The sequence below is a fragment of the Bacteroides stercoris ATCC 43183 genome (assembly GCF_025147325.1).
Classification (GTDB): Bacteria; Bacteroidota; Bacteroidia; order Bacteroidales; family Bacteroidaceae; genus Bacteroides; species Bacteroides stercoris.
On the sequence record NZ_CP102262.1, the window covers coordinates 334,695 to 356,859 of the forward strand.

The 22,165-nt window shown below is 46.7% G+C and carries 16 protein-coding genes and 1 pseudogene; 6 read left to right on the plus strand and 11 right to left on the minus strand.

Annotated elements, in window-relative coordinates; genetic code table 11:
* Positions 1-24: 24 nt before the first annotated feature.
* From NQ565_RS01265 to metA, 3 genes are all read right to left on the minus strand, one after another.
* A complete protein-coding gene (locus tag NQ565_RS01265; protein WP_118399651.1) occupies positions 25-999 on the minus strand; it encodes a hypothetical protein in 975 nt (324 codons plus the stop codon).
* Positions 1,000-1,196: 197 nt separating this feature from the next.
* A complete protein-coding gene (locus NQ565_RS01270; RefSeq protein WP_005652267.1) occupies positions 1,197-3,065 on the minus strand; it encodes a peptidase U32 family protein in 1,869 nt (622 codons plus the stop codon).
* Between the two features lie 52 nt (positions 3,066-3,117).
* Positions 3,118-4,035: a homoserine O-acetyltransferase MetA gene (gene metA / locus NQ565_RS01275; protein WP_005652268.1), complete on the minus strand. Its 918-nt coding sequence runs from the start codon at positions 4,033-4,035 to the stop codon at positions 3,118-3,120.
* A gap of 202 nt (positions 4,036-4,237) precedes the next feature.
* Between metA and NQ565_RS01280 the strand changes: the two are divergent.
* Positions 4,238-4,879 (plus strand): annotated as a pseudogene (locus NQ565_RS01280) (KilA-N domain-containing protein); the annotation flags it as partial.
* Positions 4,880-5,208: 329 nt separating this feature from the next.
* On the opposite strand, the gene NQ565_RS01285 reads toward NQ565_RS01280, so the two are convergent.
* Positions 5,209-6,372 (minus strand): IS4 family transposase, encoded by a 1,164-nt coding sequence (locus NQ565_RS01285; RefSeq protein WP_016660807.1) that lies wholly within the window; start codon positions 6,370-6,372, stop codon positions 5,209-5,211.
* Between the two features lie 139 nt (positions 6,373-6,511).
* Between NQ565_RS01285 and NQ565_RS01290 the strand changes: the two genes are divergently transcribed.
* The 5 genes from NQ565_RS01290 (at position 6,512) to NQ565_RS01310 (ending at position 12,487) form a co-directional block, all read left to right on the plus strand.
* The gene (locus NQ565_RS01290) at positions 6,512-8,425 is read left to right on the plus strand and encodes a fimbrillin family protein (protein ID WP_005652273.1); all 1,914 of its coding nucleotides are present in this window, start codon (positions 6,512-6,514) and stop codon (positions 8,423-8,425) included.
* A gap of 100 nt (positions 8,426-8,525) precedes the next feature.
* Positions 8,526-9,479, plus strand: a complete 954-nt coding sequence (gene metF, locus NQ565_RS01295) for a methylenetetrahydrofolate reductase [NAD(P)H] (RefSeq protein ID WP_040315502.1) — start codon at positions 8,526-8,528, stop codon at positions 9,477-9,479.
* A 15-nt stretch (positions 9,480-9,494) separates the two neighbouring features.
* Positions 9,495-10,619: a DNA polymerase III subunit gene (locus tag NQ565_RS01300; protein ID WP_005652277.1), complete on the plus strand. Its 1,125-nt coding sequence runs from the start codon at positions 9,495-9,497 to the stop codon at positions 10,617-10,619.
* A gap of 58 nt (positions 10,620-10,677) precedes the next feature.
* A complete protein-coding gene (locus NQ565_RS01305; RefSeq protein ID WP_175456016.1) occupies positions 10,678-12,024 on the plus strand; it encodes a PSP1 domain-containing protein in 1,347 nt (448 codons plus the stop codon).
* Positions 12,002-12,487 carry a gliding motility lipoprotein GldH gene (locus NQ565_RS01310; protein WP_005652280.1) on the plus strand — a complete coding sequence of 162 codons (486 nt, stop codon included), beginning with the start codon at positions 12,002-12,004 and terminating at the stop codon, positions 12,485-12,487. Before NQ565_RS01305 ends, NQ565_RS01310 begins: the two co-directional genes overlap by 23 nt.
* 2 nt (positions 12,488-12,489) lie before the next feature.
* On the opposite strand, the gene rodA is transcribed toward NQ565_RS01310, so the two are convergent.
* The 7 genes from rodA to NQ565_RS01345 form a co-directional block, all read right to left on the minus strand.
* A complete protein-coding gene (rodA, locus tag NQ565_RS01315) occupies positions 12,490-13,947 on the minus strand; it encodes a rod shape-determining protein RodA (protein ID WP_005652282.1) in 1,458 nt (485 codons plus the stop codon).
* A gap of 26 nt (positions 13,948-13,973) precedes the next feature.
* Complete coding sequence (gene mrdA / locus NQ565_RS01320; protein ID WP_005652283.1) at positions 13,974-15,839, minus strand: penicillin-binding protein 2; 1,866 nt, start codon at positions 15,837-15,839, stop codon at positions 13,974-13,976.
* A 53-nt stretch (positions 15,840-15,892) separates the two neighbouring features.
* Positions 15,893-16,393 (minus strand): rod shape-determining protein MreD, encoded by a 501-nt coding sequence (gene mreD / locus NQ565_RS01325; protein ID WP_005652285.1) that lies wholly within the window; start codon positions 16,391-16,393, stop codon positions 15,893-15,895.
* Positions 16,390-17,232 (minus strand): rod shape-determining protein MreC, encoded by an 843-nt coding sequence (mreC, locus tag NQ565_RS01330; protein ID WP_005652287.1) that lies wholly within the window; start codon positions 17,230-17,232, stop codon positions 16,390-16,392. Before mreC ends, mreD begins: the two co-directional genes overlap by 4 nt.
* Before the next feature lie 2 nt (positions 17,233-17,234).
* Positions 17,235-18,257, minus strand: a complete 1,023-nt coding sequence (locus NQ565_RS01335) for a rod shape-determining protein (protein WP_005652290.1) — start codon at positions 18,255-18,257, stop codon at positions 17,235-17,237.
* A gap of 116 nt (positions 18,258-18,373) precedes the next feature.
* Entirely contained in the window at positions 18,374-19,897 is a 1,524-nt protein-coding gene (purH, locus tag NQ565_RS01340) for a bifunctional phosphoribosylaminoimidazolecarboxamide formyltransferase/IMP cyclohydrolase (RefSeq protein WP_005652292.1), read from the minus strand.
* A gap of 222 nt (positions 19,898-20,119) precedes the next feature.
* The gene (locus NQ565_RS01345; RefSeq protein WP_005652293.1) at positions 20,120-22,156 is read right to left on the minus strand and encodes a M13 family metallopeptidase; all 2,037 of its coding nucleotides are present in this window, start codon (positions 22,154-22,156) and stop codon (positions 20,120-20,122) included.
* Positions 22,157-22,165 lie beyond the last annotated feature (9 nt).

Consider the following 22,165-nt stretch of genomic DNA (forward strand, 5'->3'; position numbering starts at 1 on the left):
CGCCAGCCGGTACCGGCAAATAACCTATTCGTTGATTGCCCCGCAATGCGGGCAAACCCCTTTCGCCCCTATTTTCTGTCCGCAATTGCCGCAGCGATAGCGGGATGCAGCCAGTGACGAACGCAGTTTCCTGAAGAATACCCACACAAATACGGCTATAAACAGATAACCGATGTATATATGGGTAGTCAGTATAAAGAAGAAATAACAGAAAATGCAACAGGAAGCCAGCCCCAACAGATAGAACACAGCCGCTTCCGGACTCAGTTGGCGGAACAAATCGTCGAGCACCGCCAGCAGTACGATGACAAACAGCCAAAGGCTCATCAGGAAAACGGATAGCACGAACGGCACTTTAAACGGTGAGAGTGTGGGGTTGAAATAAAAATGCTGCCACGTCTCCGGCACAAACACCTGCATCGACTCGTACACCGTGGCACTGAACGCCAGCAACAGACACAGCAACAACGGATATACACTGTCTATATCATTGAAGTAGACCATTTGCAACTGCTTCCGCCGGAACGCGCGAAACAGCCATGCCGCCACAAACAGCGCAAAAATAACAATGAAATAGGAAGCATGCGTATCGCTGAACAGGTAAATGGCCTGCGAGATACTGTCCGTAGGCACAAACGCCCGGATCATGTCCTTTTCCCGAAGCCAGCCTTGCACTTCCTGAGAATGGGCGAGCTTGACCCATACGCTGTCCACACTGTCCGTCGGGTGTATGGCAAACTCCGCCACCACCACCCTGTCTCCCTTGTACAGTGTATTATAGCAGTCCTTTACAGGCAGGCAGGCTATCGTCACCGAATCTTCCTGCACTTCCAGATTCGTGTTCCACGTATAGTGACGCTCGTACAGATAAGCCAGCGAATCGCGGGTCTTTGCCCCCAGTTTCCCGTCTTCCAGGTCCGGACGGGGATAATGGCAAGAAGAACCGAGAATAAGGTATAAAATATAAAATATGAAATTTAAGTATAAGGTATGAGGCATAAGGTATAAAGAGCGGGACGCACGTTGTACGGTGACGCTGTGTTTACGGCTGTTTATGTTTGTTTCTTCTTTCTTCATATTATATACTTTGGGCATTCATTCTCAATCATCTTCACTATCCGTTATGCGTATTCACCCATACCTTATACTTCATTCTTTATACCGTATGCTTTATACGTAAGCTTCATCCTTGGCTTTTAACTGCTGACTTTCATTTGGCAGTTCTTGCAGTCGAAAGTGAGGCGGAAACGTTTACCGTCTGTTCCTACCAGGTAGTAGGGTTCCCGGTACGGGGAATGTCCCTTTTGATACGTAGGACACCAGCCCATGCTGTAACGCAGGCAATGTTTGCAGAACATGAGTACGGCTTCGGGTACGGCCTGCTTCTCGTATGCCGGTTCCACGGAAGCTACTCCGTGAGCCTGATAAAAGCTGCGGGCGGCGGTATTCATCACATTGCCCAGATAGGTCAGGGATGTTGCCGGGAAACGGTGGCGGGTGGGTTTCCACACATGTAACTCACGACGATAAGTAATGCGGCGGGCGGCAGTCAGCTTGTCTATCGCCTGGCGACGCCAGTCGGCTATCACCGAAGCGGGTATGAACCAGTTCTGCGACAGGTTGATTGCAATGGCGGGAGTTGTTGTTGCCGAGGGGCTGTCCGTGCCGCCGAGAGGCATGACCTCGAAAGGAGTATTCCCCAATTTGCCGAGTTGGGTGCGCAGGTTCTCCGGTTGCGGAGTACGCGCAAGTTCTTTTGGATAGGGGAAAGACAAGGTTATGCGGTTGCCGTCTTCGTCCGCCGCAGTCAGGGCAAAGCCCGAAGGGGTATCTGCCAGCTCCCATTCAACGCCGATTTTACGTTCGGCGGACTTGCGGGCAAGGATGCGCTCAAATTCCTGGTCGAAATTGCGGAAAAGACGGGTGCGCGGTTTGATACGGGGCACATCGCCAGCCGGATACAGCTTGTTGCCATCCACCCGATTGATACGGAAACCTTGCAAACAGCCCTGTTCATCGAGAAAGCAGACACCGTCTCCGTTATGGAAAGGTTTCACTCCGGCAACGGTAAGGTAATTGCCGCGCTGCTCTTTCATCGTACCCATCTCCTCGCCCAAAGACTTCGGCGTATCGAAAGAGGAGATTTCCCGGTCGCGGCCCTGTAGGAAGTAATGGGTGAAGCCGCGGCTGAAACTCTTGTCCAACCGGGGCGTGAAGTCGAAACGGCAAGTACCCGAAGAAGCACGTACGTACTCCTTGCGACGGGCGAAAATGGCATCCAGCTTGCTGCGGTAGGCAGCCGTAACGTTCTTCACATAGGAAACGTCCTTCAACCGCCCTTCTATCTTGAGGGAAGAGGCGCCGGCATCCAGCAGGTCTTCCAGCACTTCGCTTTGGTTCAGGTCTTTCAAAGAGAGCAGGTGCTTGTCGCGGACGATTGTTTTCCCGTCGGCATCTACCAGACTGAACGGCAGGCGGCAGAACTGGGCACACTCTCCCCGGTTGGCGCTTCTGCCGAAACATGCCTGACTGACGTAGCACTGGCCGCTGTAGCTTACACAAAGCGCACCGTGCACAAACACTTCCAAAGGCGTTTCCGGACAAGCCTCGTGGATTCGGCGTATCTCCTGCAATGACAGCTCGCGCGCCAGCACTACCTGACGAAAACCTGCATCCGCCAGGAAACGTACTTTCTCCGGTGTACGGTTGTCCATCTGCGTACTGCCGTGCAGGGGGATGGGCGGCAGGTTCAGACGGGTAATTCCCATATCCTGCACTATCAGGGCGTCTACACCGATGCGGTACAGTTCCCAAATCATCTTTTCCGTTTCGGCAAGCTCCTCTTCTTTCAGAATGGTATTGACCGTAACGTAAATGCGTACGTTGTACAAATGGGCATACGCCACCAAAGCGGCTATATCTTCCAAAGAATTGACCGCAGCCGCACGTGCGCCGAACTTCGGTGCGCCTATATATACCGCATCCGCACCATGATTGACTGCTTCAATACCGCACTCCAGATTCTTGGCGGGGGCCAATAGTTCTATTTTTCGTTGCTTCATCATATTTCTTTCACCACAGAAAGGGGCACAAGACCCCACTGAGTTTTCGGAGTTCTTATTTAATTTCTTCAATATTGAACGGGGTTTCCTGATATACAAAGTAGTTCAGCCAGTTGGAGAACAGCAGGTTGGCATGCGCCCGCCACCGTACCGATACGCCTTTGTCCGGGTTGTCGTCCACATAGTAATTGCGGGGCATCTCAATAGGCAATCCCTTAGCCAGGTCGCGGCGGTATTCCGTATCGAGCGTCAGGGGGGAGTATTCAGAATGACCGGTTACGAAAAACTCGCGCCCGTTACGTGCCATTACCATATATACCCCTGCCTCTTCCGATTCCGAGAGCAGGGTCAGTCCGGGAACTTTCAGAATATCTTCCTTGCGGACTTCCGTGTGGCGGCTGTGGGGAACATAAAACACATCGTCAAAACCACGGAAAATGGGATACAGAGGCTGCAAGGTGCGATGTGCGAATATGCCGAACATTTTCGCGTCCAGCGGATACTTGGGCACACCGTAATGGTGGTAGAGTCCGGCTTGCGCCGCCCAGCAGATATAAAGCGTGGACGTAACGTGCGTACGCGCCCAATCGAATATTTCGGTTATCTCGTCCCAGTAGGTCACTTCCTCAAAGTCCATCTGCTCCACAGGGGCTCCGGTAATAATCATACCGTCGTACTTCTCGTCACGCATCTTGTCGAAATCCGTATAGAAAGCTTTCATATGCTCTATCGGAGTATTCTTTGAGGTGTGGCTCTTGATTTTCATGAACGAAATCTCCACCTGCAACGGAGTATTGGAGAGCAGACGCACCAAATCGGTCTCCGTCGTAATCTTCAACGGCATCAGATTCAATATGACAATCCGCAGCGGACGGATGTCCTGCCGGGTTGCCCGTGAATTGTCAATGACGAATATGTTTTCCTCTTTCAGCAGCTCTATCGCGGGAAGTTTATCGGGTAAATTTAAAGGCATAAGCTCTGTTCTACGGTTTAACTAATTACTGTTTACAATTTTAGCGTGTAAAGTTAGATAAAAAATCAGAGCGGTATAAATAAATTGCGGAAGTTTTTGTTGAATTAAAGCAGGCAATACAAAATGATTCGATATTATTTCAGTAAAATCCCACTGTTTATTTCTTTCGGAACTTTCAATTGTTGGATAACCGTATACTTGCATCCATAATCCTAATTTTAAAGTGGTCGAATTCGACCACTTTAGAAAGAGTGCCGGATTGCCATCTTTTGTATTAAGTGCTTCCGAATGGATAGAGCAGACTAATGCAATCGGTATCATCGTTAAAAAAGGACGCTACGGCGGGACGTACGCCCATAAGGATATTGCATTTGAATTCGGTTCTGCAATCAGCGTACCTTTCAAACTCTACCTTATTGAAGAGTTTCAACGGTTAAAGACTGAAGAGCAACAGCAACTCGGTTGGTCAGCAAAGCGTGAATTATCGAAAATCAACTATCGCATACACACTGATGCCATAAAACAAAACCTTATTCCGCAGGAAGTCACATCGGTACAAGCAAGTATTATTTACGCCAATGAAGCCGATGTGCTGAATGTAGCCATGTTCGGCATGACAGCAAAACAATGGCGGGAAGCCAATCCCGAACTGAAAGGTAATATTCGTGATTATGCCACTATTAATGAACTTATCTGTTTGTCGAATATGGAAAACCTCAATGCAGTATTTATCGAACAGAGTATGACACAAAGAGAACGTCTCGTTAAACTAAACCAAATAGCTATTCATCAAATGAATATATTGGGAAACGGTGATGAAGATAACCGTAAGTTATTGAAATAAATCACTACGCATTGCTCTGCGCTGTAACTCATCACACATTTATTTTAATTTGAGCGATTATTTGTGTGATTATTCCAAAGATTTAGTATACTTTTACATCCTTGTTTTTATTTAGATATATGTAAAGAGAAGAAAAAGCACCAAGCTATCAAGCGTGATAACTGACTAATAGAAATCTGAAAGCGTAAACTACTTTCTCATAACATTTACGGTTCTGCCCAATCTGATATATCGACACGTAAGTTTTTAAGTACGAACCAAAGGCGAAGATGTTTTCGTCTTATAAAACTACTCATTAGTGTCCCGTTAAAATGGGACGAGTTAAACAATTAATCAAAAAGCCCCGGAATCAGGGGATCATTTAGATCTTTGACATCATTGAAATTAGTCTTGTCGAACAGGTCACGCAAGTGGGTTTTGTCAGTCAATGATATGCTGAGAATTTGTAAAACTTCATAGGTTGAACGTTTCAACTTCATATCATGTTGGACAATAGCCACAAGACAGTACGTGATAATAGCCACACTGATTTGTATGCGAACAGCGTTCTCTGTTGTGCCCCAGAATTTCTTTATCTTGAGATGCTGCTTGAGCCATTTGAAGAACAGCTCGATTAACCATCTTTTCTTATAAAGATCGGCGACATCCAGTGCAGAAAGTTGTTTTGCATTCGTCAAAAAAGTGAACTCACGGTCATCCTCTTCGTCGTAATATCGGACGAGTCTGAATGACTCAGGATATTTTTTCTCGGAGAGATATCCGGTCAGTTTCACTTCCGCATCTGTCATTATGTTCTTTGGCATTCTTCGCTTCCATCTGACTGTCTTATACTTTAAGTTCGTCTTGGCTCTGACAACAAAGAAAGAGTCTGTAAGATGTATCCTATAGAGTTCTTTAAAGGAGTCATAAGCCCTGTCGAATATATAATAAGCATTTGGTTCATAATGGATTGAAGACATTGCTGTGGAATCATGCTTTGATGCAGTAGTTACAGTATAGAAGGCAGGAACTTGTGCTTCAATGTCGTATAAGACATGAGCTTTCACCCCTCCTTTCTTGCTTCGGAACTTTGCCCATGGGAATGTTGCAAGACACAACGGAATCGTTGTTGAATCAAACGCATATTTCTTTCCGGAAATGTCAAGGATGTTGGTCGTCCGCTTCTCGCAGGCTTCCTTCATCATATAGAATGCAAAGTCTTCGAAGATTCTGTAATCACGGTTCTGGTTCGCTGTCGCAAGAGTTGTCTTGGCTATCGGTTCACGACCTAAACCAAGATGATATTGCTTGGCCCTATGCGCCTCGAAAGCAACGACTAAGTCTCGCAGGCTCTCACGGTTACTCAGTTGTCCAAACATCATCGCGAGCATCTGATTCCAGCAAGTGAAATGTTTCACATATCTGTTGCCATCATACTTGCGAACATAGTTGTTGAACTGAGTCCTGTTCAGAAAAGCGGTTAATTGAGAGAATACGTATTTGTCTTGGAACATAGCAGCCATTTGTATTAGACTGCAAAGTTGCAAAATCAAGTCCGTTTCATTTCAAAAAAACGTGTAATTGACTATATTTCAATAATTTCAAAGAACTATTTATCCACTTTTACGGGACAGTAGTGAAAACTACTATAACATGAATATCATGAGAAACGCTTTCAAAAGGGCAAATTATGTGTTATGCCTGCTCCTTGCCTTATCGGGTACATCTTGTATCAACAGGCTAAATGATGAAATCAAAGAGGGCAGTATCCTCATCTCCTTTTCCTTTGAAGCAAGTAAAGCCGCTACCAAAGTAACTAAAAACACTTTCGACATAGGAGACAGAAGCGGTATCTTTGCCATGCTGACAGGCAATTCCCTGGACCAGCAGCGATACATCGACAACCTGCTTCTGGAATGCAGCGACAACAGCAAACTGATATCCAAGAAAGAAGTGTATTATCCGGAAGGAGATGCCACGCTGGACTTCATCAGCTACTATCCGTATCAGGAAGAAAACGTGTCCAAAGGAAGCTCACTGCTGGACGTCACAGTACAAGCAGACCAGAACAAGACCGCCAATTACAGCTTATCCAACTTCATGACCGCCCGCATCGGGAACGTACCCAACAGCGAGAAAACCGTAAAGCTGGAATACAAGCACCGGTTTGCCAAAATAAAGTTAGTTCTTATACCCCAAGAAGGTGAAGATACGGACGAGATGCTCAAGGCCAACCCCAGAATCATAGCTACCGGTTTCAGGACACAAGCCGTATATGACCTGCAATCGGACAAGCTTTCCTCGGTTGACGATGCGAGCGAAACGGATATCATTCCTTTCGGCACATGGAAGAAAGAGGGTAATACGCTGTCCGGTAAGGAGTTCATTGTAATTCCGCAAACACACTCCGACGGCGGACAGGCTTTTACCCTGGAATGGAACGGAAAAATCTATACCTGCCCTCTCCCGTCGGCCACCATTGAGGAGGACACGGAACTGGAGATTTGCATCAACGCACTGCAAAGCACAAGTGCAACCCTCACCGGAGTTATCGCCAACATCAAGGAATGGGAGCTCAGCGAACAAGGAGAGAGCGAAAACCGGTACGAAATCACTGCCGTACACACAGCCTCGCTGTCATTCAGCACGTCTGATATCTACAGGATATACCATCAAGGAAAGCCCGTGGCAGAAGTATGCCGGGAGTATCTTTACACTGCCCCCGCCGATGCTGTTGCTACTAAAGCGATTGTAGCCTATTCCGTACAGGACAATGAACAGACGGACTTGACAAATGGAATCGTTTTACAACTACCGGACAAAACCGCCACGACACATGGCGGTAAAGTAAGTTGGAATGAAGCGGACAACTCGCTGACCTACATTAGCGGCCACTCCCGGCCTATCGAAAAATTCTACATAGACGAAAACAGAAAGATAGTAACGGAAAAGCCTGCCACACCAGCACTGGCTATCAACGTCAGCAGCTACGTAATCAGAGATATACGGAACGGTATATTGCACACCTACCCCATCGTGAAAATAGGCGCACAATATTGGATGAAAGAGGATTTACAGACGGCCCATTATAATGACAGCAAGAGTATGCCCCTCAGAAAAGCTTTGGGAGATGGCGAGGGCTACCTCAAATGGGCGGGCACCAACTCCCATTTTTACAACGGCGAGGCCGTCCTTACCGGGAAATTGGCTCCGTTGGATTGGAGATTGCCAACAGAAAACGATTGGAACAGACTGAAAGAATACATAGGAGAGAATGCTTCCGCACTGAAAAAGGCAGATACCTGGAGCTCGGATGTTTATTCCGCAACCAATGAAACCGGATTCTGCATTCAACCCGCAGGGCTGCTGTTGGAAAGGGAAAACAAGACGGCCTTGGTAAACGCAAACTCATCGACCGCCTATTGGCTATATGACGGCACACAAAAGCAATTGGACAAAGTCGTAATGTTTGCGAACAGCAATAACGACATCGCCTTAAAGAACGCCGTCAAACCGGAAGGCAAAGATTATTATAATGCGTTTTCCATCCGTTGCATAAAAGAATAGCCTGCCAAAAAAGCATTTCTCATTTCTTTTTCGTATTTTTGTTCCCAATGTGCAGGATTGTGCAGGATTTTGCCAATTAGACAAAGACAACGGAAAAGAAATGAGAGTAATCGATCTGATAAACAGTAACGAAAAAACAGCTTTTTCTTTTGAAATATTGCCCCCTCTGAAAGGTACAGGCATCGAAAAGTTGTACGAAACAATAGATACATTACGGGAGTTCGACCCTAAATACATCAATATCACCACACACCGCAGCGAGTACGTGTACAAAGACCTCGGCAACGGGCTGTTCCAGCGCAACCGTCTCCGTCGCCGTCCGGGAACCGTATCCGTAGCCGCAGCCATCCAGAATAAATACAACATAACGGTGGTGCCGCATATTCTTTGCAGCGGTTTCAGCCGTGAGGATACCGAATATGTATTGCTCGACCTGCAATTCCTGAACATCACAGACCTTTTGGTGTTACGCGGAGACAAGGCAAAACACGAGTCGGTATTCACTCCCGAAAAGAACGGTTATCATCATGCCGTTGAATTGCAGGAACAGATTAACCAATTCAATAAGGGCATCTTTGTAGACGGCTCCGAGATGAAAGTCACCAATACTCCTTTCTCATACGGAGTGGCCTGTTATCCGGAGAAACACGAAGAAGCGCCCAACATCGATACGGACATTTATTGGCTGAAAAAGAAAATGGAAACCGGAGCTGAATATGCCGTTACCCAATTGTTCTATGACAACCGGAAATACTTCGATTTCGTAGAACGCGCCCGCAAAGCCGGAGTTACCATCCCCATTATACCGGGCATCAAGCCGTTCAAGAAGCTTTCGCAACTCAGCATGATACCCAAAACATTTAAAGTAGACCTGCCCGAAGAGCTGACAAACGAAATCTTGAAATGCAAGAATGATGCCGAAGCGCAACAGGTAGGTATCGAATGGTGCGTGCAGCAATGCAAGGAACTGATGAAGCACCATATTCCCAGCATCCATTTCTATTCCATAGGTGCAGTGGACAGCATCAAGGAAGTAGCCAAACAGATTTATTAACCAAATACCGACACCGTGTTTTTTAAAGATGTAATAGGCCAGGATACAGCCAAACAACAATTGATACAAGAGGTGCGGGAAGGACGTATTCCTCACGCGCAACTGTTCTGCGGACCGGCAGGAGTAGGCAAACTTCCGCTGGCTATGGCTTATGCCCGCTACATCTGCTGTCCGAACCGCACGGAGACCGATGCCTGCGGCACGTGTCCTTCGTGTGTGAAGTGGAATAAACTGGTGCATCCGGACGTACACTTCGTATTCCCCATCGTGAAAAACGCCAAGGGGAAGAAAGAAGTTTGCGATGACTACATAGCCGACTGGCGGCATCTTGTACTAAGCAACCCCTATTTCTCACTGAATCATTGGCTGAATGAAATGGGAGCGGAAAACGGACAAGCGATTATCTACGCAAAGGAAAGCGATGAAATCACCCGTAAGCTCAGTTTGAAATCCAGCGAAGGCGGATACAAGGTAACCATTGTATGGCTGCCTGAAAAGCTGCACGAGGTCTGCGCCAATAAATTGCTGAAACTGCTGGAAGAGCCGCCTGAGAAGACCATCTTCCTGTTGGTTTCCGAAGCACCCGAAATGATATTGTCTACCATACTCAGCCGTACACAACGTTTCAACATCCGCAAAATAGATGAGGCAAGCGTGGCAAACGCGCTGCAACAAAAGTACGGCGTGCAACCGGCGGACAGCCAGACCATAGCCCATCTGGCAAACGGAAACTTCATCAAAGCGTTGGAAACAATCCACCTGAATGAAGAGAATGAGTTGTTTTTCAAGCTGTTCGTCAGCCTGATGCGCCTCTCCTATCAACGGAAAATACGGGAAATGAAGCAATGGAGCGAACAACTGGCGGCTATGGGGCGCGAACGCCAAAAGAATTTTCTGGAATACTGCCAGCGCATGATACGGGAAAATTTCATCTATAACCTGCATCGGAAAGAGATGAACTACATGACCCTGCCCGAACAGAACTTCGCTACCCGGTTTGCCCCGTTTGTCAACGAACGGAATGTTATGGGTATTATGGATGAACTCAGCGAAGCGCAAGTGCACATTGAGCAGAATGTGAATGCCCGTATGGTATTCTTTGATTTTTCACTGAAAATGATTGTTCTGTTAAAACAATAGAAGAATCCTTTTCAACTAACATATAACATAGTAAATCATCAAAATAACAGATAGAATGATGGAATTTAAACTACATAATGGAAGCGGCGGTCTCTGCTGCAAAAGCTGCGGCAGGCAAGACAAGCAACTGAACACTTACGACTGGCTTGCCGACATCCCCGGCAATGCAGAGGAATCGGACATGGTGGAAGTTCAGTTCAAAAATACCCGCAAGGGTTATTTCCGCAACAGCAACAAAATTCCTTTGGAAAAAGGCGATATAGTAGCCGTGGAAGCTACTCCCGGACATGATATAGGCGTAGTAACCCTTACCGGGCGACTTGTACCGCTACAGATGCGTAAGGCAAATATCAAGTCGGAAGCGGATATCAAGCGCATCTACCGCAAAGCCAAACCGGTGGATATGGACAAGTATAACGAGGCGAAAGCGCGTGAACACAGCACGATGATACGTGCCCGCCAGATCGCTCTTGACCTCAACCTCAATATGAAAATCGGGGATGTGGAATATCAGGGAGACGGCAACAAAGCAATCTTCTACTACATTGCCGATGAACGCGTAGACTTCCGCCAACTGATTAAGGTGCTTGCCGACGCTTTCCATGTACGCATCGAAATGAAGCAGATCGGTGCACGTCAGGAAGCCGGCCGTATCGGCGGCATCGGACCTTGCGGCCGCGAGTTGTGTTGCGCTACCTGGATGACATCGTTCGTTTCCGTTTCGACCAGCGCCGCCCGCTACCAGGATATTTCACTGAACCCGCAAAAGCTTGCCGGACAATGCGCCAAACTGAAATGCTGCCTCAACTACGAAGTGGACTGTTACGTAGAAGCACAAAAACGCCTGCCTTCCAAAGAAATCGAATTGGAAACCAAAGACGGCGTATTCTATTTCTTCAAAGCCGACATTCTCAGCAACCAGATAACTTACTCCACCGACAAGAGTATCCCTGCCAATCTGGTTACTATCAGCGGAAGACGCGCCTTTGAAGTTATCGGCCTGAATAAAAGGGGCATCAAACCGGAGAGCCTGCTGGAAGAGACACATCGCACCGAACCCAAGAAACCGGTAGACCTGCTGGAGCAGGAAAGCCTGACCCGCTTCGACCGTAACCGCAAGAACAAGAACGGCGGAGACGGCAACAATGGAAACGGTAATGGAAATAACGGCGGCAACCGGAATAAAAAGAAGAAAAAGACTCCCAATAACCGACCGCAAGGCGGAGAACAGTCTGCCGCTCCGCAACAACAAGAGCAGCCCAGACAGCAGGGAGACGAAAAACGGCCGCAAGGAAATGAAAGACGTTCACAACGGAATAGTAACAACCGTAAACGTCCTCACAACAACAAGCCCAAACCTCAGGGAGATAAACCTGCTCAAAATGACAAGCCTGCTCAAGAATAAGATAAAGACTCTGAGATATATCATACTGCTGTTTATCGTAAGCGCATTAGGCGCTTGCGATAAACAGACTGTATATCATGCATTCCAATCCATTCCGCAAGAGGGTTGGAAACGACAGGACACACTCCTTTTCAATGTCGCTGTACCCGATTCGCAAACTTACTACAAACTGATAGTAGAAATTAGAAACCGCAGCACTTACCCTTACCAAAACATCAACTTATCCGTCTGCTATGACAGTCCGGAATTGAAAAAACTACAGACAGATACACTGACAGCCGTCTTAGCCGATAAAGAAGGCATATGGAAAGGAGATGGCTGGGGCGGTTTATATCAGTCTGCATTTCCCGCAGGAAACATCAAGATAGGGAAACCCGGTGAATACCTTTTCAAAGTAGCTTATACATTACCCGACAGCCTCCTGCCCGGCATCAATGATGTGGGAATCAAATTACAACGATAATATTATACCAACCTTCTATTTCTCCCCGCATCAATACGCAGGAATATAAACAGCAGTATCGTAAAGCCCCATAACGAAGACCCCCCATAGCTGAAGAAAGGTAACGGAATACCGATAACAGGCGTCAATCCGAGTACCATCCCGATGTTTATGAAAAGATGAAACAGGAAAATACTCAGCACCGAATACCCGTATACTCTGCCAAATGCGGACTGCTGCCGCTCTGCCAACGCTATCAGACGAAGTATCAAAGTCAGGAACAAGAGTAATACAGCCGTCGAACCGATAAAGCCTTCTTCTTCGCCTACGGTACAGAATATGAAATCCGTGTCCTGTTCGGGAACATATTTAAGTTTGGTCTGTGTACCGTTCAAAAAGCCTTTCCCGGTCAATCCGCCCGAACCGATAGCAATCTTCGATTGATTTACGTTATATCCCGCTCCTGCCAAGTCCTCTTCCATGCCCAACAGAACCTTAATGCGAATCTGCTGGTGAGGTTCCAATACTTTATTGAAAAAATAGTCGCTGGAGTAGAGAAAACCTATCGAACCTATGGCAAACAAACCAATAAGAAAATAACTCCAATGGCGTTCACTCAAAGCAAGGAAGAATAAATAACATGTTACAACCATACACAATCCCCATTGCACCCATACCAGATTAAAAGGGGTTATATATTCCGAAACCAGATAAGCGACAAGCAATACGATAAAAGAACCGACGATGATATTCCGAACCGGCTCCCATTTCTTCTTATATACCCATACCATTCCACCGGCAAAGAGCAAAATCATCGACAGTACCACAAACTCTCCGATAGGTGTTGGAGTATCTGCAATAAAGACTTGATCAAAACGGATACCCACCACAAAATATACCACAGCGCAAATACCGGAGAAAAGCACTACTCCAGGCATACCTTCACGATAAAGCATCAGGAAGAAAGCCATATAAACCAATGCAGACCCCGTTTCCCGCTGAAGAATAATCAGCGTCATTGGCAGAAGAATAAGGAAAGCCAGCATCAACGCGCTCTTCCAGCTTTTTATAGTGAACGAATAGGCGCTCATATACTTGGCCAACGCCAATGCCGTGGCAAACTTGGCAAATTCAGCCGGTTGTAGACTGACAGGCCCCAAAATCAGCCAAGACCGTGAACCTTTGGTATCAGGAGCGATAAAAATGGTGACAACCAACAAGAGAATAAGTCCTATATATATAATGTAAGAGAACATATCATAAAGCGTGTCTTCCAGCATCAGCAGAATAAATCCCAACCCGAATGAGCAGACAATCCACATGAACTGCTTGCCGGCACGGGTAGAGAAATCAAGAAAATCACGGTCACCATAGTCGTAACTTGCCCCGCAAATACTGAACCAGCCGAATACAATCAACATCAGGTAGATTATAATCGTCACCCAATCCAATGATTTCCATATACTGTCTCTTCTTACCATTTATACTGCTACTGTTTGACTGTTTATTACCTTTCTTCGTCTCCGTACAGAATTACGCGGTTGCTGAATTCCTCCGCACGTATCTCATTCTCCGGCGATAACTTGCCATGCAAGTACTGATCCATCATCATCGCACCGATAGGGACGCCGTAGGTTGCACCAAAACCGCCATTTTCCACATACACCGCAATAGCAATCTTAGGATCATTCATCGGAGCGAATCCCATGAACACCGAATGGTCTTTACCGCGATTTTGTGCCGTACCGGTTTTGCCGCATGCCTCTACACCCGGCAGGATTGTGCCGACCATACGGCAGGTTGCACTACCCGTACTACCTGTAACAGCGGCACGCATCCCCTCCACAACTTCATCGTAATATTCCCGGTCGATTGACGTGACACGGGGGGTACGGTAGATACTGTCCAATTCATTATCCTGTATCTCCTTTACAACATGCGGAGTAATGAAATGCCCCCGGTTGGCAATGGTTGCACCCAAATTGGCTATCTGCAACGGGGTCGCAAGAATTTCTCCCTGTCCGATAGCGATACTGATTACCGTAAGTCCGTTCCAAGAGCCCCGATATGCTTTATCATAAAACTTAGCGTTAGGAATCAAGCCGCGCTGCTCTCCGGGAAGGTCGGTACCAAGGCGATAGCCGAATCCCTGCGACACCATATGGTCTTTCCATACGGTAATGGCATTTTGCGGAGAACCGTACTTCTTGTCGCTGAACATACGGAACAGCCCCCAACAAAAATAAGAGTTGCACGAAGTGGCTATTGCCGGAACCAAAGGCAAAGGAGAACCGTGCCCGTGACAGCCTACATGCAAACTTCCATAATTGAAACCGTGTGCACAAGGGAAAGTAGGATAATCTTCATGGATTATTCCTTCCTGCAAAAATGTCAATGCCTGCGCAGTCTTGAAAGTAGAGCCCGGCGGATACGCTCCCATGATTGCGCGGTTCAGGAGAGGTTTCCGCTTGTCTCTTTGCAACATCCGGTGATTCTTTCCACGCTGGCGTCCAATCATCAAGTGAGGATCGAAAGTAGGAGAAGAAACCATACAGAGTATCTCTCCCGTAGCCGGTTCAATGGCTACGATAGCTCCGATTTTATGCTGCAACAAACGCTCACCTAACCTCTGCAACTCAATATCGATACCTAAAGTCAGGTTCTTACCGGGCACAGAGGGACGGTCGAGCTTCCCATCCATATAATGCCCCTGAATACGTCCATGCGCATCACGAAGCAGAATCTCCACCCCTTTTTCGCCACGAAGATACTTTTCATAAGATTTCTCGATACCTTGCTTGCCTATATAATCCCCGCGGATATAATAATTATCTGACTCAATATCTTTCTTTGACACTTCACCTATATCCCCCAACGCATGTCCGGCAGCATCGTAAGTATATTGCCGGATAGTACGCCGCTGGATGTAGAAACCGGGAAACTTGAATAGTTTCTCCTGAAACACACCGCACTCTTCTGCCGAGAGTTGTGTCATAAACACCTGATGCGTATATTTGGAATAACCGGGATTCATCCAACGGTTCTTTACATCCTTCATCCGCTTCTGGAACTGCTCGAACGTGATGTTCAACGCACGGCATAAATCCAACGTATCGAGCTGCGTCACTTCACGAGGCACAAACGTGATATCGTATGCCGGCTGGTTAAAAACCAGCAGTTTACCGTTACGGTCATAGATAGCTCCACGCGAAGGATATTGAATCTTATTCAAAAAGGCATTGCTGTCCGCATTCTTCTTGTAATCATCCGTCATAATTTGCAAGTCGAACAGGCGAATCACGTAGATAAGGACAATGACGACAGCCGCCATGCCTATCACATATTTTCGTTTCTCCAGCGTATAATCCTTCATTCAATCACAACATATGAGTTATAAATACAAGTAACATAACTTGCAACCTCTTTTTACTTCTTCCGTATGCCCTCTACTGCCATTATACAAGCTACAGTCAGCAAAGTGCTTGTTACAATTCTCAGCAATAACGCACCTATGTGGGCAAAAGAAAAGAATTCAAGAGTAAGCAACATCCCGTGATGTACCAAGACACTGGCAACCAAGTATTTCAAAAAAGGAGAGATTCCCATTGTACGGACTGCCGGAACCAATGTATCCAGCGTATCGCGAGGCACGAACAAGCGTAAGAATGTAGGGCGCAAAAAGGCTAAAAGCACCGTAGCCGCCGCATTCATTCCCGGAGTATCGGAAAGGATATCAACCGCCAGTCCAAGAAAAAAAGCCCATAGCATCAATGCATTACGGGGTACATCCGACTCAAACTTCAATATCAGATATATATATAAAAACGGAGTGGCATATCCTGCAATATGCACATTGTTCAGTATCAGCACCTGCAATAATACCAGACCGACAAACCACCCTATCTTATGCAAATAATTGATTATCATTTCTCTCCTTCTTTTTCCAGCATATTCTGTTCTTCCTGTCCGCTGCGCGAAATGACACGCACATTGCTCACCTTACCGAAATCCGTAGCTAACTTTATCTTCAACAGATATGAAAGTCCGTCATGGGAATCGGACATATCATCGACCGTTCCTACCATAACTCCTTCAGGAAATACTGTGGAATAGCCGCTGGTCACCACCGTATCACCCAGATTAAATTCCGCATGACGGGGCAAGTCCTTCAGATAAGCAAAACGCGAATCTCCACCTTCCCACTTCAAATAGCCGAAGTACTCACTGCCCACAATCTTGCAGCTGATACTCGACTTGCTGTTCAGCAACGGAATAACCAGCGAATAGCGGGGAGAAGTCTTATATACGATACCTACCACTCCATTTGCATCCACTACCCCCATTTCCGGACGAATACCATCTGACGAGCCACGGTCCAATGTTATATAATTATCTGCCTTATTCAGACTGTTCTTTATAACATTCGCCTTGAATATGCGGTAATCATCCGGAGCAAGGCGCGCCATACTATATAGTTTTACGGAATCCAAGCCCTGCTCCTGCAGGCTTTTTTCCAGAAAAGCTACCCGTTGTTCCAGCCACATATTCCGGTCGAGCAAGTCCTCATTGACCGATTTCAAATGGAAGTAAGAACTGATGCCGCCCGAAATCTCATAAACTTTCCCGGCTACTCCGTTTGCCGAAGTAAAATACACGCTCTGCTGATAATGGTTGAAACGGAACAATAAAACAAAACTGGTAACCTCTAACAGAAGAAAGAGGAACCAGTAATTGTATTTAATAAGAAAGTTCAGTAGATTCCGCATACCTATCTCATCAGGAATGAGAAGCGGTCGACATTCTTCAGTGCAACGCCTGTACCTTTGGCAACGGCATGCAAAGGATCTTCCGCAATGTGGAACGGTATGTTGATTTTATCGGTCAGACGCTTATCCAGTCCGCGAAGCAAAGCACCGCCACCTGCCAGATAGATACCGTTGTGCACAATATCGGCATACAATTCGGGCGGCGTATTCTCCAATGCACTTAGAATAGCAGTCTCAATCTTAGAAATGGACTTCTCCAGACAGTGTGCCACTTCCTGATAGCATACGGGAACCTCCATAGGAAGCGCCGTAATACGGTTCGGACCATGAACGATATAATCTTCGGGAGCATCCTCGCCCAGTTCGGTCAGGGCTGCACCTACGTTAATCTTGATACGTTCTGCCATACGCTCGCTGACCTTCACATTGTGCTGGCGGCTCATATACTCCTGAATATCGGCAGTGAGGTCATCACCGGCAATACGGATGGAGTTGTTGGAAACGATACCACCCAGCGAAATAACGGCAATTTCCGTAGAACCGCCGCCTATATCAACAATCATATTACCCTCCGGCGCTTCCACATCGATGCCGATACCGATAGCGGCAGCCATCGGCTCGAATATCAGGTAAACGTCACGTCCGCCGGCATGCTCGGCAGAGTCGCGCACGGCACGCAACTCTACTTCCGTACTGCCCGAAGGAACGCCTATTACCATACGGAGCGAAGGGGAAAACAGACGGTTTCGATTGTTCACCATCTTGATAAGTCCGCGTATCATCTGCTCGCAGGCATAGAAGTCGGCAATCACACCGTCGCGAAGAGGGCGGATAGTACGTATGTTCTCATGGGTCTTTTCGTGCATCAGCTTTGCTTTTTCACCCACGGCAATCATCTTGTCTGTACGACGGTCCAACGCCACCACCGAAGGCTCGTCCACTACTATCTTGCCATTTGTGGTAATGATAGTATTGGCAGTGCCAAGGTCCATCGCTATTTCTTGTGTAAAAGAGAATAATCCCATGTAAATTAAAAATTGAGAATTAAAAATTAAAAAATATCACTCATATCAGGAACTGAGAACTAAAAAGCAGGAGAAAGCATCATTCCTCAATTTTCAATTCTCAATTCTCAATTTAATCAGTGTTTAAAGTGACGGAACCCTGTTATCACCATTGCGATGCCATGTTCATTGCAATAATTGAAAGAGAGCTCGTCCTTAATGCTTCCACCCGGTTGGATAACGGCCGTAACACCTTCATTACCTGCAATCTCCACGCAGTCGGGGAAGGGGAAGAAAGCATCACTTGCCATTACGGCACCGTTCAGATCAAAACCAAAGTTCTTGGCTTTTTCAATAGCCTGCTTCAAAGCGTCTACACGGCTGGTCTGTCCCACACCGCTTGCCAGCAGTTGCTTGCCTTTAGCCAGTACGATAGCATTGGACTTGCTGTTCTTCACAATCTTGTTTGCGAAAAGCATATCTTCAACTTCCTCCGCAGTCGGAGCCTTGGTCGTTACGGTTTTCAAATCTTCGGGAGTTTCCACCTTCAGGTCACGGTCTTGCACCAGCACACCGTTCAGCAAAGAGCGGAACTGCTTCTTGGGCAGAGCAGCCTGCTTGCGCACCAGAATGATGCGGTTCTTCTTCTGACCGAGAATTTCCAGTGCATCCACATCATAATCGGGAGCTATGATAACTTCAAAGAATATCTTGTTGATTTCCTCGGCAGCAACCTTGTCTATCACGGCATTTGTGATGAGCACACCGCCGAATGCGGATACCGGATCGCCGGCAAGCGCGTCTGTCCAAGCTTCCAATACTGTGGGACGTGAAGCCAGACCACAGGCATTGTTATGCTTCAGTATAGCGAAAGTAGTATCTGTGAATTCATCAATCAAGTCAACGGCAGCGTTGATATCGAGCAGGTTGTTATAAGAGATTTCCTTACCGTGTATCTGGTCGAACATAGCATCTATGTTACCATAGAAATAACCTTTCTGATGCGGGTTCTCACCATACCGCAAAGTCTTTTGGTTGTTGGCGGACTGACGGAAAGCAGACCCTTCTTCGCCATCGAAATAGTTGAAGATAGCCGAATCGTAATGAGAAGATACGGCAAACGCCTCTTTGGCAAACCAACGGCGTTCTTCGAGTGAAGTGGTAGCTCCGTGCTCCATCAGCATATCGCGAAGAGGCTGGTATTGAGCCTGTGAAGCAACGATAACCACATCATTATAATTTTTGGCAGCGGCACGTATCAAAGAAATGCCACCTATATCAATTTTCTCAATAATAGCCGGTTCTTCGGCACCGCTGGCAACGGTGGCTTCAAACGGATACAGGTCAACGATAACAAGGTCTATTTCGGGAATCTCATATTTCTCTATCTGTTGCATGTCTTGTTCCAATCCGCGACGGCAAAGGATACCTCCGAATATCTTCGGATGCAAAGTCTTAACGCGTCCACCCAGAATGGAAGGATATGTGGTAAGGTCTTCCACTGCCTTGCAGGGATAACCCAAAGATTCTATAAATTGACGAGTTCCGCCGGTTGAAAGGAACTCTACACCTTCTTCATGCAGTTTGGTAATGATTTCGTCCAAACCTTCTTTGTGGTAAACGGATACCAGAGCTGTTTTGATTCTTTTAGTTTCAGACATGGATTTGCGTATTAAAGTAATGCGTACATTTTACTATTCGGAATGCAAAGTTACTAATTTTGTTTATTCACACATACATTCATACACAATAAATTAGGTATAATTAAAAAAGGAACTCATTATTAATTCCGATACCTTTGTACAATGATGCAGAAAAAGTCCCGTTGAAAAGGTATCCACACCTTTCCAACGGGACTGAAATCTTTTATAACAACCGCTCTGTTACCAGATAGAAACCCGTTTGTCCACCGGCACAAACATCGGGTCGTTCTCTGTTATATTGAAAGCCTCATACCAAGCGCCGATTTGCGGCAAAGCACCGTTAACACGCCACTTACCCAATGAGTGAACATCGCTCTTGGTACGGTTCAGCACTTCTTCCGGACGGATATTGTTTCCCCATACGCCTGCATAAGCAAGGAAGAAACGCTGTTCGGGAGTAAGACCATTCATTACAGGCAGCGGGTTGGCAGCCGTAGCTTTCTTAAATGCCTGATAAGCAACCTGCAAGCCACCATGGTCAGCAATATTCTCACCCAAAGTCATACGGCCGTTACCATATACACCCGGAGCAACCTCGATACTGTCGAACACATTCACCATCACCTGTGCACGCTCATCAAAACGTTTGGCATCTTCCTCAGTCCACCAGTCTTTTAAATTACCGTCCTTATCGTATTGGCGTCCCTGGTCGTCAAAGCCGTGCGTCATTTCATGACCGATTACCACTCCGATAGCACCATAGTTGAAGGCATCGTCCGCATTCATGTCAAAGAACGGATATTGCAAAATACCGGCTGGGAAGCAGATTTCATTCGTTGTAGGATTATAATAAGCGTTTACGGTTTGCGGAGTCATCAGCCATTCGTCTTTATCTACCGGCTTGCCGGCTTTAGCCACCATCTCTGCATGGCTCCATTCGTTGGCACGCTCCATATTCGCCCAATATGAATCATCCTTGATTTCCAATGTAGAATAATCTTTCCATGTATCAGGATAACCTATTTTCACATGGAAAGTAGCCAGTTTCTCCAAAGCTTTCACTTTGGTAGAATCGCCCATCCAAGCGAGATTTTTGATGCGTTCACCCAAGCTTTCCTGCAGGTTCTTCACCAAAGTCACCATACGTTCTTTGGCTGCGGCCGGGAAATATTTCTCTACATACATCTGGCCTACCGCTTCACCCAAAGCAGAACTTACAGTGCTGACCGCTCTCTTCCAACGAGGTTGCATTTCCTGCGTACCGCTCATGGTACGTTGATAGAAATCGAAGTTCTGTTCGGCCATAGCATCATTCAGAGTACCTGCGGCAGCATCAATCAGTTTCCATTGCAAATAGAGACCTTGTTGCTCAAGAGGAAGAGTATCCAGAATTTCTGCAGCAGCCTTCAGAGAAGCGGGCTGACCTACGATAACTTCTTGCACATCTTTTAAATCCAAAGCTGACAGATAAGCATCCCAATCAAAAGTAGGATAATTCTTCTTCAGTTCTTCCAAACTCATCTTGTTGTAATTGGCATGCGGATTACGCAACTCCGTACGCGAACGGAAAGCTTTGGCAAGACGTGTTTCCACATCCATCACCACTTCTACGCCTTTCTTGGCAGCAGCCTCATCAAACCCTGCCAATTGATACATCTTCTGTACATGTGCACGAAAAGCATTGCGTATCTTGGCAGTAGCCTCATCGTTCTCCAAATAATATTCGCGCTCACCCATGCTCAAGCCGGCCTGATAAGACTGTACGGCATTCATGCTGCTGTTCATTTCATCAGCGCCTACGTACAAGACATTGTAAGCCACAATTCCTTTCTTCTGCATCTCGCCCAGTAATGCATAAACCTCTTTCCGGTCCTTCAATGCACCGAGGCGGTCAAGTTCTGCTTTAATGGGAGCCACACCGTCTTTGTTCAGCTTCACGCTGTCCATTACGATTTTATACAAATCACCAACTTTCTGAGCTACGCTGCCGGCTTCGTGCTGCGTGGCAGCCAGCTCCTCGATGAGTCCCTGAATCTGCTTACGGTTATTTTCCGCAAGGATGGTAAAAGAACCATACTGTGAATACTCGGCAGGAATGGGATTGTTCTTCATCCAACCGCCGCAAGCGTATTGGTAGAAATCCGTTCCGGGCAAGGCCGTTGTGTCGAGGTTGGCAAACTGAATACCGGCTGTGAGCTCAGCCTGCTTCTTGCCGGTGCTGCAAGCGCCTGTCATCAGACAGAATGCTGCAATGGGTAAAAAATGAAATACTCTCATACTTATATA